The following is a 14,287-nucleotide window of genomic DNA, read 5'->3' as shown; positions in this document are numbered from 1 at the left end:
TAGGACTCTTTTAGCCGTAGCTAATCGGTTCCTAGTTTTTTGTCTTTGAAAAGGGAAAAGATCACGAATATTTTTTCATCATCAGCTAAATAAATCACTTGTGCCATCTATTTCTCTCCAATCGTCACTATATGAGCAGGATATTTTCTACCTCCATAATAGACTAGGCAAAAAAGGAAGTTAAACCTTAGCCCATGGCTGTTTATCTTCCTACAAACAAAAGAGCTGCTTGTCGTCAATGTAGCCTCAGAGAATCCTCCCTTAAACTAACTAGATTCTCCTAGATTAATCTAGGAGCTCTTTTACTTCTTTTTATGATAAACTCAAAACAACTAGTAGGTCATTCCCAAACTCTTCCCGATATCGGCCTTACAAAGAAATCAAGAGAAAAAAACCATTTTGTTCTCCCTGTCATAAAAAAGTTGACTAGGAAAAATAAAATGGTTTAGAATGCTTTAATTGAAAGCTAGGTTGGTAAAAGAACTGAGAAAGAGCTGCCCTTTCCAACTTGACTGTCAACAACAATATCTCCTCCTAATTGATGAGCTAATTGCTGGGCAATATAAAGGCCCAAGCCATGCCCACCCGTTTTCATATTGCGAGACTGTTCAACACGATATAGACGTTTGAAAATCAAAGGCAAATCCTCTTTCTTAATGCCTTTCCCTTGATCACTAACAACAATACGTACAGCATCTTCTTGTCGATAGGCTTTAATGGTCAAAGCCGTATTAGCCTCCGAATATTTAATAGCATTGCTGACAAGATTCAACATAATCCGAGATAAGGCATCGTACTGGCTATTTATCTTCAGCACTTCTGGTGCCACATCAATATGAACTGCACGATTTTCCCGCTCAACTGTTAATTGAAACTCTGATAAAATGTCAATCAATAACTTTTCAAGATAGATAACTTGATGATGTTGCTTGTTTTCTTGCCTTTGGTCATTTAAACTAACCACCTGCAATTCTTCCACTAATTGGTTTAAACGATTCGTCTGCCTTGAAATGGTATTTAAATAATGGCGCTCTTCTTTCTTAGGAATGACACCATCTAAAATACCTTCTACCGTTGCCTGAATTGAGGTCAAAGGCGTTTTAATATCATGTGATAATTGGGCAATCATCATGGATTTCTCACGCTCACTCTCATTTAACGACTCAAAACTAGCCTCTAACTCTGATGACATGTGATTAAAGGTACCCTCTAGATCTTTAAATTCCACAGGCGATGTGATGAGTTGGTCACTGTCAAAATTTTTCTGAGAGATAGCTTGCATCTTTTGTTTTAATTTTTTGAGAGACGAAAAGACACTGCTCAAAAGAATCATATTAACAATACCACCTGCCATTGAGGCAATCAAAGCGATTAATAAAATGTAGAAAATATCCTTGGTTGTAATAAACATTTGGTTTAAACCGACAACAAGGCCTGCAATAGTAATCAGCATAGACACCAAATAACCGATAACAATGTATGTTCTTAATCTCATTTTACCCCTCTAACTTGTAACCAAGTCCCCAAACCGTTTTAATGGTGGGTGTTTGATCTGTACTATATTTTGCCAAGTCATTGCGCAGGGAATGAATATGAACATTTAAAGTATTGGTATCGTCCAAATATTCCTCTTCCCACACGCGCTCATAAAGTTCTGTTTTTGAAAAGACATGGTTCAAATGATTGGCCAAAATCCACAACAAATCAAAGGCCTTATTAGTCAAATTAAGGTCTTGATTAGCAACAGTCACCACACGTGTACTGTGATCCATCACCAAATCCCCAATCACCAAGCGTTCGGATTGAGTCGCCTTGCCATAAATCCGATTGAGAATATTTTTAACCCGTAACACCAATTCACGAGGGCTAAAAGGCTTGGAAATAAAATCATCTGCCCCCAAACTCAGAGAATAAATCTTATCAGGTTCAGAAATTTTGGCAGTGATGAACAAAAAAGGTTGAGCAGGTTTTTCAAGCAAGACTTCCCCGATAAAATCATAGCCATCCATATTGGGCATCATGATGTCACTGATAATCAGATCATACTGATCCTTACGAAAAACCGCCAAGGCTTGAGCACCATCACTTGCAACGGTCACATCATACCCAGCCTGTTGCAAATAGCGTTTGTTAATATCAGTAATTTCTAATTCATCATCCACTAATAATATCTTGTAAGTCATGCTTTCTCCTTGGTTAAAAAATGAGTGTTATACCTTCTCAAGTATAACACTAACTCTTGTTTGCGCCAAATATCTCTTTAAATTAATAAAGTAACCATGGCTCTATATAGGGGACAACTTAATAATCTTTTGGATAAGTCACTGTGGAATTTTGATTGAGAATGCCTTTGAGCGAACCACCAATGTAGTCTGGCAAGTCAAGCTTTTGTGCACGTTCGTAAATTTCTTCGTCCGTTAAACGTTGTGCTACCTGAGGAGCTTTTGGTTCTCCTCCCACCAAGCCATCTTTGTCCTCTGGATAAGTCACTGTGGAATTTTGATTGAGAATACCTTTGAGCGAACCACCAATGTAGTCTGGCAAGTCAAGCTTTTGCGCACGTTCGTAAATTTCTTCGTCCGTTAAGGGTTGAGCTGCCTGAGGAGCTTTTGTTTCTCTTCCCACCAAGCCATCTTGATCCTCTGGATAAGTCACTGTGGAATTTTGATTGAGAATGCCTTTGAGCGAACCACCAATGTAGTCTGGCAAGTCAAGCTTTTGCGCACGTTCGTAAATTTCTTCGTCTGTTAAACGTTGTGCTGCCTGAGGAGCTTTTGTTTCTCCTCCCACCAAGCCATCTTTGTCCTCTGGATAAGTCACTGTGGAATTTTGATTGAGAATACCTTTGAGCGAACCACCAATGTAGTCTGGCAAGTCAAGCTTTTGCGCACGTTCGTAAATTTCTTCGTCCGTTAAGGGTTGAGCTGAAACATTTGCTGCTGAACCCAGAGCTAAGAAAGCCCCTCCCAAAACCATAACTGAAACTAAACCACGTTTCAAAGAGTTAAAAGCTAAAGTTGTATCAGTTTGTTTTCCTGTCATTGTTTTGATCATAACGATTACCTCTTTCTTTTTTGTTGTTTTATTTTATGAACTAAGTATAGCAAGAAGAGTTAAAATAAATGTAAGCAAATTATAAAATAATCCTTAAGTCATTCTTAGGAAAACATAAAACCACTACCTTTTTGAAATAGTTATCTCTTTGCAACTCAATTTACCCTTTTCTCAACTCGTATCTCTGATTCTCATTTTGAAGTCTGACCTTATATGCTATAATAGGTAAGTAATAAAACTTAGGAGAACGTAATCTTATGATGAACATGCAAAACATGATGAAGCAAGCGCAAAAGCTTCAGAAACAAATGGAACAAAAACAAGCAGATTTAGCTGCTATGCAATTTACTGGAAAATCAGCCCAAGACCTTGTCACTGCTACCTTTACAGGTGATAAAACATTGGTTGGTATTGACTTCAAAGAAGCTGTTGTGGATCCTGAAGATGTGGAAACCCTTCAAGACATGACCACACAAGCCATTAATGATGCTCTCACGCAAATTGATGAAGCAACTAAGAAAACATTAGGCGCTTTTGCTGGTAAATTACCATTCTAACAAACAAAACCTAGCTTGAGAACAATTTCAAGCTAGGTTTTTATGAATTAGTGCTTGTCTCTTGAGAGAGTGTCCTCTTTTGCCAGTTCCAAGCAATACGATTTTTGGTGACAATGGGGACAGGTTAGCTTTCTGGTTCGTGGTGTATGACCTGCAAGGGCAAATTCTGTACATTTTGCTTCAAATGTTTGATGACAGGAAGGACAAAGATAACAGATATTTTGGTAGTACCAGTATAAGGTTCCTAGTAAGGCTAAAAGGAATACTGGGATTAAGACATATTTCCAGATTGTCAATTGGAGAAGATAAGCTCCACCCACAAAAAGCAGAGTTTCTACTGTCAAACAGACAATTAAAGTAATAAAGCGTTTTTTCCAAGCTTTTTGATTTTTCATGCTAAGCGAAATGTCCATCAGAAAATCTAGTGACTGGGCATCTTGTTTTCTAAGCCTGTCAAGTATCTTGACAGCTATGTCAACGTGTTGCTCTTTTGCGGCCAATTCTTCCTTGGCAGTCGCAATATGATCAACCAGAAGCAATTCCAGCACCTGAGTTGCATTTTCCTCTGCTAAGACTTTGCGAATCTGCTCAATGGAAAATTCCAAATCACGCAGAAAACAGATAATGCGTAATTGGTCTAAATCAGAATCCGTATAGAGTCGCCGTCCACCTTCTGTCAATTCTGTCGGAGTCAAAATCCCACGTTGGTCATAGTATTGGACGGTTCGAATAGAAACTCCAGCTAAGTTGGCCAATTCTCCAGTCGAATAGAATTGAGACATTTCCACACCTTCTTTCTATCATTTAGTGATCAAAAGCGACTCGTGTGCACCCGATTCCCTCTTGATATACCCCTATCCTATCAAATGACCTAGCGTTACAAGCAAGCGGTAACCCTAGGGGATTTTTTTCTTTTTTAGAAATAGCAGAGCCTTTAGTCAAAAAATCCCCCTAAAGCTACGAAAGGATTATCTGTGGTTACCTCCTCTTGCTGACTGAGATATGCTTTGTTCGTATCTGTTTCTAAAAAAGCTTCATAAATACCTGCTGTCATTCTAGCATCTTCTAAGCTATTATGACCTCGACCCTTAATGCCTAAAAAGGTTGCCACTGTTTGCAGACGCAGGTTAGCAATACCATTTAAGTCTGCACTACGTCTGTCGTAAGCTTCATCAAAGAGATCAATCTGGTATTGGTCCCTTAAATCCAAGCCGTTTTCAGCTAGTATTGGCAGGTCAGATTTTTGGGCATTATAACCAATCAACGGTAACTCTCCGACAAAATCTTTGAAAGCAGCCATAACCTCTTTTACTTTTGGTGCCGCAGCAATCTTGTCAGATGTGATTCCTGTTAGGCCATTGATAAAGCTCTGTAAGGGGACATCTGTGTAAACGTAGGTGTCAAAGCTGTCAACTTCTTCATGGTTGTTATATTTGACTGCTGATACTTGAATGATATGACTAACGTCATTGACGGTGTTAAATTCTAAATCAAAGGCAATATAAGTGTCTAGGTGTTTCATGTTTTCCTCCAAAAAAGACCCTTATAGGGCCTTGCTAATTATTTAGCAAACAAGCGGGTGAAAAAGCCTTTTTTAGGGCCAACTTCAGCTTGAACCTCTTCGACTTGCAAACGTGCTTGATTGGCTTGTGCTTTAGCTTCTTCCAATTCTAATTTTAGGGTTTCTTTGTCAGCCATCGCTTTAGCAGTTAGTTGTTGCTGCTGATCCAATTGTTTATCCTTTTCAGCAATTTGCACATCTTTGACACGCATTTGCTCATCTTTTGAGGCTAGTTGGGCATCTTTGGCTTTGAGTTGTTCATATAAACGCGTGATTTCGGTATTTTTCTCATCCACCAAAATCTCTAGCAGTTCCCGTTGCTTGGTTTCTTCGCTGATAGGCTCATCATCAAAAATCGTTTTTTTGTAGATTTCTTCCAACTTAATAAGGCCACTACGTTTAACCACAGTGACACCCTTGTCATTTTTATCAAGATCTTCTTCGGGTAAAGACTTGACACGATTATTGACCGCCTGACGGCTCACTCCCAAAATGTCAGCTAGTTCACTAACTGTCTTTTCAATTGCCATATTTTCCTCTTTATTACTATCACTGAATATTCTTACTAAAAATAGTAACATAATAGGAGTATTCTGTCAATTTAGCCTAGTTTACATTACTATTAAATCGCCTGTCTTTATGCTAAAATAAGGACATGACACAATACGATACGATTATTATTGGAGGGGGGCCAGCTGGTATGATGGCTGCTATCTCCAGCAGTTATTATGGTTACAAAACTCTCTTGATTGAAAAAAACCGCCGCTTAGGCAAAAAATTAGCGGGAACCGGTGGTGGACGCTGTAATGTGACCAATAGTGGTAGCCTTGATGACCTTATGGCAGGCATTCCTGGAAATGGCCGCTTTTTATATAGTGTTTTTTCTCAGTTTGACAACCATGACATCATTGCCTTTTTCGAGGAAAACGGCGTCAAACTCAAAGAAGAAGACCATGGCCGGATGTTCCCTACCACAGATAAATCTAGGACAATCATTGATGCTCTGGAGCAAAAAATCAAGGCTCTTGGAGGACAAATCCTAACCAACACTGAAGTGGTCTCCGTTAAAAAACAAGATGACCTCTTCTACCTCAAATCTGCAGACCAGACTTTTAGCTGTCATAAATTAATCGTGACCACAGGAGGCAAATCCTATCCCTCAACAGGTTCAACAGGTTTTGGACATGATATTGCAAGGCATTTTAAATTGACAGTGACTGATTTAGAAGCTGCTGAGAGTCCTCTGTTAACTGATTTTCCTCACAAAGTCTTGCAGGGCATTTCCCTAGACGATGTTACGCTTAGTTATGGCAAACACGTCATCACACATGACTTGCTCTTCACTCACTTTGGCCTTTCAGGACCTGCAGCCCTTCGTCTTTCTTCTTTTGTGAAAGGTGGCGAAATCGCAGAGCTGGATTTTTTGCCAAAAATCTCAATCCAAGAATTGTCAGCTTATCTGAGTGATCAGCGTGATAAAAACATCAAAAATGCTCTTAAAGGCCTACTGCCTGAACGGGTGGCTGACTTTTTATCAGAAGGTTATCCCGAAAAGGTCAAACAACTCTCTCCAAAACAAGAGAAGGCATTGCTTGACAAACTCAAACACCTCCAGATACCCATTACCGGAAAAATGTCTTTGGCTAAATCTTTTGTGACCAAAGGAGGCGTGGATTTAAAAGAAATCAATCCTAAAACCTTGGAAAGCAAGAAAGTTCCTGGCCTGTATTTTGCTGGAGAAGTCTTAGATATTAATGCTCACACCGGAGGGTTTAATATCACTTCTGCCCTATGCTCCGGCTGGGTAGCAGGGAGTCTGCATTATGACTAAAAATAAGAAGCTTAAGATTATCTCTTAGGCTTTTTTGGTCACAATCACTATCAGGATTTTGCAACAACTCATAACCAGTTCATTTTTTTCCTTGCATTTCTTATGAAATATTGTATAATGGACTTATGTTTTCTTAACCGGTTCATTACTAGTTAAGAAAATCCAGAGTGCTGATAGGAACTCTGGGATTATTAATATTATAGAAGGAGAAAGCAATGGCAAAGAAATCAAAAATTGCTAAATACCAAAAGCAGCTCCAACTGATTGAACAGTACGCTGACCTCCGTCGCGAACTTAAAGCCAATGGTGACTATGAAGCACTGCGCAAATTGCCTCGTGATTCAAACCCAAACCGCTTGAAAAACCGTGACATGATTGATGGCCGTCCACACGCTTACATGCGTAAGTTTGGTGTAAGCCGTATCAATTTCCGCAACCTAGCGCACAAAGGTCAACTACCAGGAATCACTAAAGCTAGCTGGTAAGCTTACTTCACCTAAAGCAAACGATTATTTTGCAGGTAATTGTTTGACATATTAGTAATCATAGAAGCCAATTACTTATCATCATGACAATCCGGTATGCCAAGATACCGGGTTGTTTTTTTATGTCAATATAGAACGGCTATCACAAGGGGACTTTTGTCACACGGATTAGTTAATCATAAGATTGTTTATGTTTCAATGAGATTCTATGAAGTAATGGTCGCGCTATTTTAGTGTTAACACAGAAAAAGCCTACCCCTAGATAGAGCAGACTATTTTTCTATTTAAACTTAAAATACCTTTAGAACTAATTTTTATGGAACTGGTCAAAAGCTAGGCTAGGCTTAGCATTCAAGTCCAAACTAGCAAAGTGTTGCTTGTCGTATTCAACAGCAGCCGCTAGGGCAATCATGCCAGCATTATCCCCACAAAGCCGTAATGGCGGAATGACCACATCAATGTCAGTGATTTCCTCTGCTAAACGTTCACGCAAGCCCTGATTAGCGGCAACACCTCCTGCTACGACTAACATCTTAGCAGGGTATTGAGCCAAAGCTTTTTTGGTCTTAGCTAGCAAGATATCAAGAACTGCGGCTTGAAAAGAAGCGCACAAATCTTCTAAAACCAATTCTTCTCCCTTTTGCTCCGCATTGTGATGAAGGTTAATAAAAGCTGATTTAAGCCCAGAAAAGGAAAATTCCAAATGGTCTTCTTTAATCATGGCACGCGGGAAGTTATAGGTATCTTGCCCCTTATGAGCCAGTTGGTCAATGTCACGACCAGCAGGATAGGTCAATCCCATGACACGACCAACCTTATCATAAGCTTCCCCAACAGCATCATCACGTGTTTCACCGACAATGTGGTAGGCACCTGGCTCAGTGACATAAACCAATTCGGTGTGGCCTCCTGATACCAATAAGGCTAACAAAGGATAAACCAAGGGTTTTTGTTCACGCGCAGCCATGAGATGCCCTGCCATATGATTGACTGGAATCAAGGGGAGGTCATTAGCCCAGGCAAAGGCTTTGGCTGCCGCTAAACCGACTAGGAGTGCTCCAACTAGTCCAGGTCCATAGGTCACGGCAACTGCTGAAAGGTCAGATGCTTGAATGCCAGCTTCTGTCAAGGCATCCTCAAAACAGGTGGTAATCACTTCTACATGATGCCTACTAGCCACTTCTGGCACAACGCCACCAAAACGTTTATGGCTCTCAACCTGACTTGCAATGATGTTACTCAATAAAATGTTATCGTTTTTTAAAATAGCAACGCTGGTCTCGTCACAAGAACTCTCGACTGCTAAAATATACCTATCTATCATGTTTTCCTTCCCGTTTCATCACCAAGGCCGCCTCAGTAGGATTATGGTAATAAGCCTGCCTTTTGCCGACAAGTTCAAAACCAAACTTCCGATACAAGCCTTGAGCTTTACGATTTGATTCTCTTACTTCTAAAAAAATATCCCCAACCAAGTCATCCAAATGTGCCATCAATTGGGAGGCAAGACCTTGACCTTGATGGCTGGGTAAGACTGCAATATTAGTAATCTCTGTCTCCCCAATTAGATTTTGGATGGCCAAAAAGCCCACTAAATCACCTTGCTCGTAAATCATAAAATAGTCGGTCTGCTCTTGCCGCATATCTGCCAATACTTGCTCCCAAGTCCAAGGAGACCTTTCATAAGTTATTTCAAGAAGCTGATGGACAGCTTTTGCTTGTTCTTCAAGTGTTCTCATCTTAGACTCGCTTAATGTATTGGCTGTCATCACTGGCTCGATGGTTTTTCAACCAGTTTTCTTCAGCCTCTACTCGCTTGAGGTAATGAGGAACAAAGGCATCGACGTTTTCTGGTGCCAATCCTTGTCCTAAAAGACCACACTCATAGGCTGAAGGGAGCGTTGGCATGATTCTTGCTCGAGGAAACCTTGCTAGGATTTGCTCAGCAAAGGGAGTTGTCTCTCCAACGAAAGTGAGACTAGTCTCTCTTTCTAATTGATTCAAAATAACCTCTAAAGCAGCATGACCTTCTGGCAGAACCAATTCCCCTTGACGGTAATAACCTACATAAGCATTTTGGCGTCTGGCATCAATCAAGGGCACCACCAAACTATCAGGATACTGCTTGCAGGCACTTGCTGCCAAGGCATACAAACTGGAAACGCCCACTAGGTCAATCCCTAAACTGTAAGCCAGCATTTTAGCAGTCGCAACTGCCACTCGTAACCCCGTATAAGATCCAGGTCCTTTCGCTACTACAATTCGTTCCAAATCCTTGGGCTTAAGGCCAGCAGAAGTCATCAAAAAATCAATAGCAGGCATGAGGCTAATGCTATGATTTTTCTTGATATTAAGTGTCATATCCGCCAAAAGCAATTCATTCTCTAGGATGGCAAGGGAAAGGGTTTTATTTGAGGTATCAAATGCAAGTATTTTCATGTTTTGTCTTTCTAGTGCAATTTCTCTTTTCAATTATAACACAAATTAAGAGCCAGCAACAAAAAGGCATTCTTAGCAAGACTCAAACAGAGGAATAATTTCATCGAAACTTTTTACTAAAGAGCGACTTTATGGTATAATTTTAGTAATTGCACAGAATCAGGAATTAATCTACTACACAATAATGACAACATATAAAACCGTCAAAACGACACCTACTTAGCGTTTTGACCTATTTATTATTGTTTGGATAATTGATTCATAACGAAAGGACTAATAACAAAATGATTTATAAAGTTTTCTATCAAGAAACAAAAGACCAGAGCCCACGTCGCGAGAATACCAAAGCACTTTACCTTGAGATTGATGCTGCTGACGAACTTGACGGCCGTATCAAAGCACGCAAACTCGTTGAAGAACATACTGATTACAATGTCGAATTTATCGAGTTACTTTCTGACAAACACCTTGATTACGAAAAAGAAACTGGTGTTTTTGAATTAACGGAGTTTTAAAATGACAAATATCAGTTTAAAACCTAATGAAGTTGGGGTTTTTGCCATTGGTGGACTTGGGGAAATCGGAAAAAACACCTACGGTATTGAATACAAAGATGAGATTATCATCGTTGATGCTGGTATCAAATTCCCAGAAGATGACTTATTGGGAATTGACTACGTTATTCCAGACTATTCCTACATTGTTGATAATTTAGATCGTGTCAAAGCCCTCGTGATTACACACGGCCATGAGGACCACATTGGTGGGATTCCATTCCTACTCAAACAGGCTAATATCCCTGTCTATGCAGGGCCTTTAGCGCTCGCTCTTATTCGCGGCAAATTGGAAGAACATGGTCTCTGGCGTGATGCTACTGTCCATGAAATCAATCATAACACTGAGCTAACCTTCAAAAACATGAGGGTGACCTTCTTTAGGACGACTCACTCCATTCCAGAACCTCTTGGTATTGTGATTCATACCCCACAAGGAAAAATCATCTGTACAGGGGACTTTAAGTTCGACTTTACCCCAGTAGGAGACCCAGCTGACTTGCACCGTATGGCTGCGCTTGGTGAGGAAGGCGTTCTTTGCTTACTATCAGATTCAACTAATGCTGAGATACCAACCTTTACCAATTCTGAAAAAGTGGTTGGCCAATCCATTTTAAAAATCATCGAAGGCATTCATGGACGCATTATTTTCGCTTCCTTTGCTTCAAATATCTACCGCTTGCAACAAGCTGCTGAAGCTGCTGTTAAAACCGGACGTAAAATTGCTGTTTTCGGACGGTCAATGGAAAAAGCAATCGTTAACGGGATTGAACTTGGCTACATCAAGGTTCCAAAAGATACCTTTATTGAAGCAAATGAGCTAAAAAACTACCATGCCAATGAAGTATTGATCATGTGTACCGGTAGTCAAGGAGAATCAATGGCAGCGCTTGCTCGTATCGCCAACGGAACCCATCGCCAAGTTAGCTTGCAACCAGGCGATACCGTTATCTTCTCATCTAGCCCAATCCCAGGAAACACCACAAGTGTCAACAAACTGATCAACACCATCCAAGAAGCTGGCGTTGACGTTATCCACGGAAAAGTAAATAATATCCACACTTCAGGGCATGGTGGTCAGCAAGAACAAAAACTTATGTTGTCCTTGATTAAGCCAAAATATTTCATGCCTGTTCATGGGGAATACCGCATGCAAAAAGTCCACGCAGGCCTTGCTATGGACACTGGCATTCCAAAGGAAAATATCTTTATCATGGAAAACGGTGATGTCCTTGCCTTGACAAGTAACAGTGCCCGTATTGCAGGTCATTTCAATGCCCAAGATATTTATGTAGATGGAAATGGTATTGGTGATATTGGTACAGCTGTCTTGAGAGACCGTCGTGATTTGTCAGAAGATGGAGTTGTTCTAGCTGTTGCTACTGTTGATTTTGAGACTCAAATGATTCTCGCTGGACCAGATATTCTGAGCCGAGGTTTCATTTACATGCGTGAGTCAGGCGACTTGATTCGCGAAAGCCAGCGTGTCTTGTTCAATGCTATCCGTATTGCCTTGAAAAACAAGGATGCCAGCATCCAATCAGTCAACGGTGCCATTGTCAACGCTCTTCGTCCCTTCTTGTATGAAAAGACCGAACGTGAGCCTATTATCATTCCGATGGTCTTGACACCTGACAAAGACTAATCTCTTAACACGAGTTTACAGGCTCGTGTTTTTTTGTTCTCCTTCTCAACAAGCTAGGCTCAACCCCTCATTTGTTAAACAAAATCGAAATATTTTTCCCATCAAAAAAAAGATTGACTACAAAACCAAATGCAAGGTTTTCAGCAATCCTTTTTCTAATGTATCAATTATTCTATCACTACTTAACGATAGTCACGTCGATAATGGTCAGCTTCTTCTTGGGTAGCTAAAACAAAATGCCCTGGGGTAATTTCGTGCATTTGGCGCTCCTGACCGTCCAATTCTTGACTAGGGTCGTAAACATCAGCCACACGTTGCCGTTCTTTGTCAGGATCTGGCTCAGGAATAGCCGAAAGCAGACACTGGGTGTAGGGGTGAATGGGATGATTGTAAACATCATCTGATGTCCCAATCTCCAACATTTTGCCCCAATGCATGACGCCAATACGGTCAGAAATGTATTTAACCATGGACAAGTCATGAGCAATAAAGAGATAGGTCAAGCCACGTTTGTGCTGAAGTTTTTGCATCAAATTAACCACCTGTGCCTGAATGGACACATCGAGAGCTGAGATAGGTTCATCAGCAATGATAAATTTAGGTTTAACCGCCAAAGCGCGGGCAATCCCAATCCGCTGACGTTGCCCTCCTGAAAATTCATGCGGGTAACGGGTTAAATGGTCCTTATTCAATCCAACCAAGTCAAGGAGTTCTTGCACCCGCTCTTCTCGCTCTGCTTTTGAAGTTGTCAGGCCATGAATATCTAGCCCTTCTGCCACAATATCTCTAATTTTCATACGACCATTGAGACTGGCCTGAGGGTCTTGGAAAATCATTTGGGCATCCTTACGGAAGGTCCGCAAGTCTTTCCCTTTCAGGTGAGAAACAGTTTCACCATTAAAAATGATTTCTCCTTCACTAATATCATAAAGTTTCAGAATCGCACGGCCAACTGTTGTTTTCCCTGACCCTGATTCCCCCACCAGTCCAAAGACTTCGCCTTCATAAATATCAAAACTAACGTTATCAATAGCCTTAACTTCGTTTTTCTTGCCTTTATTGAAAGTTAGGGAGACATTTTTTAAGGCTACTAATTTTTTTCGATTGTCATTCATTTAGCTTGTCTCCCTTCGCGTTTTTGCCACTTAGCCCAGCGTTTTTGAATTTGAGCTGGGGGAGTTACTTTTGGTGCTCGCTCGTCTAATAACCAAGTTGCAGCGTAATGGGTCTCACTGACCTTAAACATGGGGGGAGCCTCCACATGATCAATATCCAAGGCAAATGCATTGCGGGCTGCAAAAGCATCCCCCTTAGGAGGATTGAGCAAGTCAGGGGGCGTTCCTGGAATAGATGCTAAACTCCCTGAAGCAATATCTGTCGTTGGCATGGAGTTGAGTAATCCCCAAGTGTAAGGATGTTGTGGGTTATAAAAGACTTCGTCAACTGTTCCATATTCAACGATTTTTCCAGCATACATCACCGCTACACGGTCAGCCATTCCTGCTACAACACCGAGATCATGGGTAATAAAAATAATAGACGATTGGGTTTGCTTTTGAATCTCTTTCATTAACCTTAAAATCTGTGCCTGAATGGTCACATCAAGAGCTGTGGTCGGCTCATCAGCAATGAGAATTTCAGGATTAGCCGCAAGAGCAATGGCAATCACAGCCCGTTGACGCATCCCTCCTGACCACTGATGTGGGTAATCATTGACATGCTCTTTGGCATTTGGAATACCTACCTGACGCATCAATTCAAGAGCACGGTTTAAGGCTTCTTGCTTATTAATCTTTTCGTGGATTAAAATCGTTTCAGCAATCTGCATTCCGATTTTCATCGTTGGATCGAGACTGGTCATTGGATCTTGGAAAATCATGGCAATTTCTTTACCACGCACCTTAACCCATTCTTCTTCCTTAAGGGCATTGAGTTTTTTTCCTTTAAAATCAATCTCCCCAGAAAGGTTAGCATTTTTAGCATTTAAGCCCATCAAGGTCCTAGTGGTCACTGATTTTCCTGATCCAGATTCCCCAACAATCGCAAGCGTTTCTCCTTTTTTGAGGTCAAAACTAATATCTCGAATAGCTTTCACATCCCCTGCATAGGTTTTGAAATCAACGTGGAGGTTTTTAACACTTAAAATGGTTTCGTTTGTCAT

At 40.7% G+C, this 14,287-nt stretch carries 16 protein-coding genes; 5 read left to right on the top strand and 11 right to left on the bottom strand.

Annotation, left to right across the window (positions count from 1 at the left end; all coding sequences use genetic code 11):
- Nucleotides 1-466 precede the first annotated feature (466 nt).
- The 3 genes from EL097_RS04445 to EL097_RS04435 all read right to left on the bottom strand — a co-directional run bounded on the left by EL097_RS04445 (nucleotide 467) and on the right by EL097_RS04435 (nucleotide 3,054).
- Nucleotides 467-1,495: a sensor histidine kinase gene (locus EL097_RS04445; RefSeq protein WP_003045229.1), complete on the bottom strand. Its 1,029-nt coding sequence runs from the start codon at nucleotides 1,493-1,495 to the stop codon at nucleotides 467-469.
- Between the two features lies 1 nt (nucleotide 1,496).
- Nucleotides 1,497-2,183: a response regulator transcription factor gene (locus tag EL097_RS04440; protein ID WP_003045231.1), complete on the bottom strand. Its 687-nt coding sequence runs from the start codon at nucleotides 2,181-2,183 to the stop codon at nucleotides 1,497-1,499.
- Nucleotides 2,184-2,301: 118 nt separating this feature from the next.
- Complete coding sequence (locus EL097_RS04435; protein WP_003045233.1) at nucleotides 2,302-3,054, bottom strand: hypothetical protein; 753 nt, start codon at nucleotides 3,052-3,054, stop codon at nucleotides 2,302-2,304.
- Nucleotides 3,055-3,311: 257 nt separating this feature from the next.
- Between EL097_RS04435 and EL097_RS04430 the strand changes: the two genes are divergently transcribed.
- A complete protein-coding gene (locus EL097_RS04430; RefSeq protein WP_003045236.1) occupies nucleotides 3,312-3,611 on the top strand; it encodes a YbaB/EbfC family nucleoid-associated protein in 300 nt (99 codons plus the stop codon).
- Between the two features lie 47 nt (nucleotides 3,612-3,658).
- Here EL097_RS04430 and EL097_RS04425 read toward each other — a convergent pair whose 3' ends face one another.
- From EL097_RS04425 to EL097_RS04415, 3 genes are all read right to left on the bottom strand, one after another.
- Nucleotides 3,659-4,393: a MerR family transcriptional regulator gene (locus EL097_RS04425; protein ID WP_003045238.1), complete on the bottom strand. Its 735-nt coding sequence runs from the start codon at nucleotides 4,391-4,393 to the stop codon at nucleotides 3,659-3,661.
- Nucleotides 4,394-4,545: 152 nt separating this feature from the next.
- Nucleotides 4,546-5,133: a 3'-5' exonuclease gene (locus tag EL097_RS04420; RefSeq protein WP_003045241.1), complete on the bottom strand. Its 588-nt coding sequence runs from the start codon at nucleotides 5,131-5,133 to the stop codon at nucleotides 4,546-4,548.
- Between the two features lie 38 nt (nucleotides 5,134-5,171).
- Entirely contained in the window at nucleotides 5,172-5,702 is a 531-nt protein-coding gene (locus tag EL097_RS04415) for a DUF536 domain-containing protein (protein ID WP_003045243.1), read from the bottom strand.
- Nucleotides 5,703-5,827: 125 nt separating this feature from the next.
- Between EL097_RS04415 and EL097_RS04410 the strand changes: the two genes are divergently transcribed.
- The gene (locus EL097_RS04410; RefSeq protein ID WP_003045245.1) at nucleotides 5,828-7,003 is read left to right on the top strand and encodes a BaiN/RdsA family NAD(P)/FAD-dependent oxidoreductase; all 1,176 of its coding nucleotides are present in this window, start codon (nucleotides 5,828-5,830) and stop codon (nucleotides 7,001-7,003) included.
- A 215-nt stretch (nucleotides 7,004-7,218) separates the two neighbouring features.
- Nucleotides 7,219-7,488, top strand: coding sequence for a 30S ribosomal protein S14 (rpsN, locus tag EL097_RS04405; RefSeq protein ID WP_003045247.1), 270 nt, complete (start codon nucleotides 7,219-7,221; stop codon nucleotides 7,486-7,488).
- Nucleotides 7,489-7,795: 307 nt separating this feature from the next.
- Here the strand turns inward: rpsN and tsaD are convergent, their stop codons facing one another.
- The 3 genes from tsaD to tsaB are packed head-to-tail and all read right to left on the bottom strand — an operon-like array spanning nucleotide 7,796 to nucleotide 9,927.
- Nucleotides 7,796-8,812: a tRNA (adenosine(37)-N6)-threonylcarbamoyltransferase complex transferase subunit TsaD gene (gene tsaD, locus EL097_RS04400; RefSeq protein ID WP_003045249.1), complete on the bottom strand. Its 1,017-nt coding sequence runs from the start codon at nucleotides 8,810-8,812 to the stop codon at nucleotides 7,796-7,798.
- On the bottom strand, nucleotides 8,802-9,227 hold the full coding sequence (gene rimI / locus EL097_RS04395) for a ribosomal protein S18-alanine N-acetyltransferase (RefSeq protein WP_003045251.1): 426 nt from the start codon (nucleotides 9,225-9,227) through the stop codon (nucleotides 8,802-8,804). The genes tsaD and rimI overlap by 11 nt, the downstream gene beginning before the upstream one ends.
- 1 nt (nucleotide 9,228) lies before the next feature.
- Entirely contained in the window at nucleotides 9,229-9,927 is a 699-nt protein-coding gene (gene tsaB / locus EL097_RS04390; protein WP_003045253.1) for a tRNA (adenosine(37)-N6)-threonylcarbamoyltransferase complex dimerization subunit type 1 TsaB, read from the bottom strand.
- 284 nt (nucleotides 9,928-10,211) lie between these two features.
- Here tsaB and EL097_RS04385 point away from each other — a divergent pair, with 284 nt between their 5' ends.
- Both EL097_RS04385 and rnjA read left to right on the top strand, forming a co-directional pair.
- Nucleotides 10,212-10,442 (top strand): DNA-dependent RNA polymerase subunit epsilon, encoded by a 231-nt coding sequence (locus EL097_RS04385; protein ID WP_003045256.1) that lies wholly within the window; start codon nucleotides 10,212-10,214, stop codon nucleotides 10,440-10,442.
- A 1-nt stretch (nucleotide 10,443) separates the two neighbouring features.
- Nucleotides 10,444-12,126, top strand: coding sequence for a ribonuclease J1 (gene rnjA / locus EL097_RS04380; protein WP_003045259.1), 1,683 nt, complete (start codon nucleotides 10,444-10,446; stop codon nucleotides 12,124-12,126).
- A 182-nt stretch (nucleotides 12,127-12,308) separates the two neighbouring features.
- Here the strand turns inward: rnjA and EL097_RS04375 are convergent, their stop codons facing one another.
- Both EL097_RS04375 and EL097_RS04370 read right to left on the bottom strand, forming a co-directional pair.
- The gene (locus EL097_RS04375; RefSeq protein ID WP_003045261.1) at nucleotides 12,309-13,241 is read right to left on the bottom strand and encodes an ABC transporter ATP-binding protein; all 933 of its coding nucleotides are present in this window, start codon (nucleotides 13,239-13,241) and stop codon (nucleotides 12,309-12,311) included.
- Nucleotides 13,238-14,287, bottom strand: a complete 1,050-nt coding sequence (locus EL097_RS04370) for an ABC transporter ATP-binding protein (protein WP_003045263.1) — start codon at nucleotides 14,285-14,287, stop codon at nucleotides 13,238-13,240. The genes EL097_RS04375 and EL097_RS04370 overlap by 4 nt, the downstream gene beginning before the upstream one ends.

It is taken from the genome of Streptococcus canis, assembly GCF_900636575.1.
GTDB classification, from domain to species: domain Bacteria; phylum Bacillota; class Bacilli; order Lactobacillales; family Streptococcaceae; genus Streptococcus; species Streptococcus canis.
The sequence above is the reverse complement of the archived record's forward strand: the minus strand, read 5'-3'. Positions and strand labels throughout refer to the sequence as shown.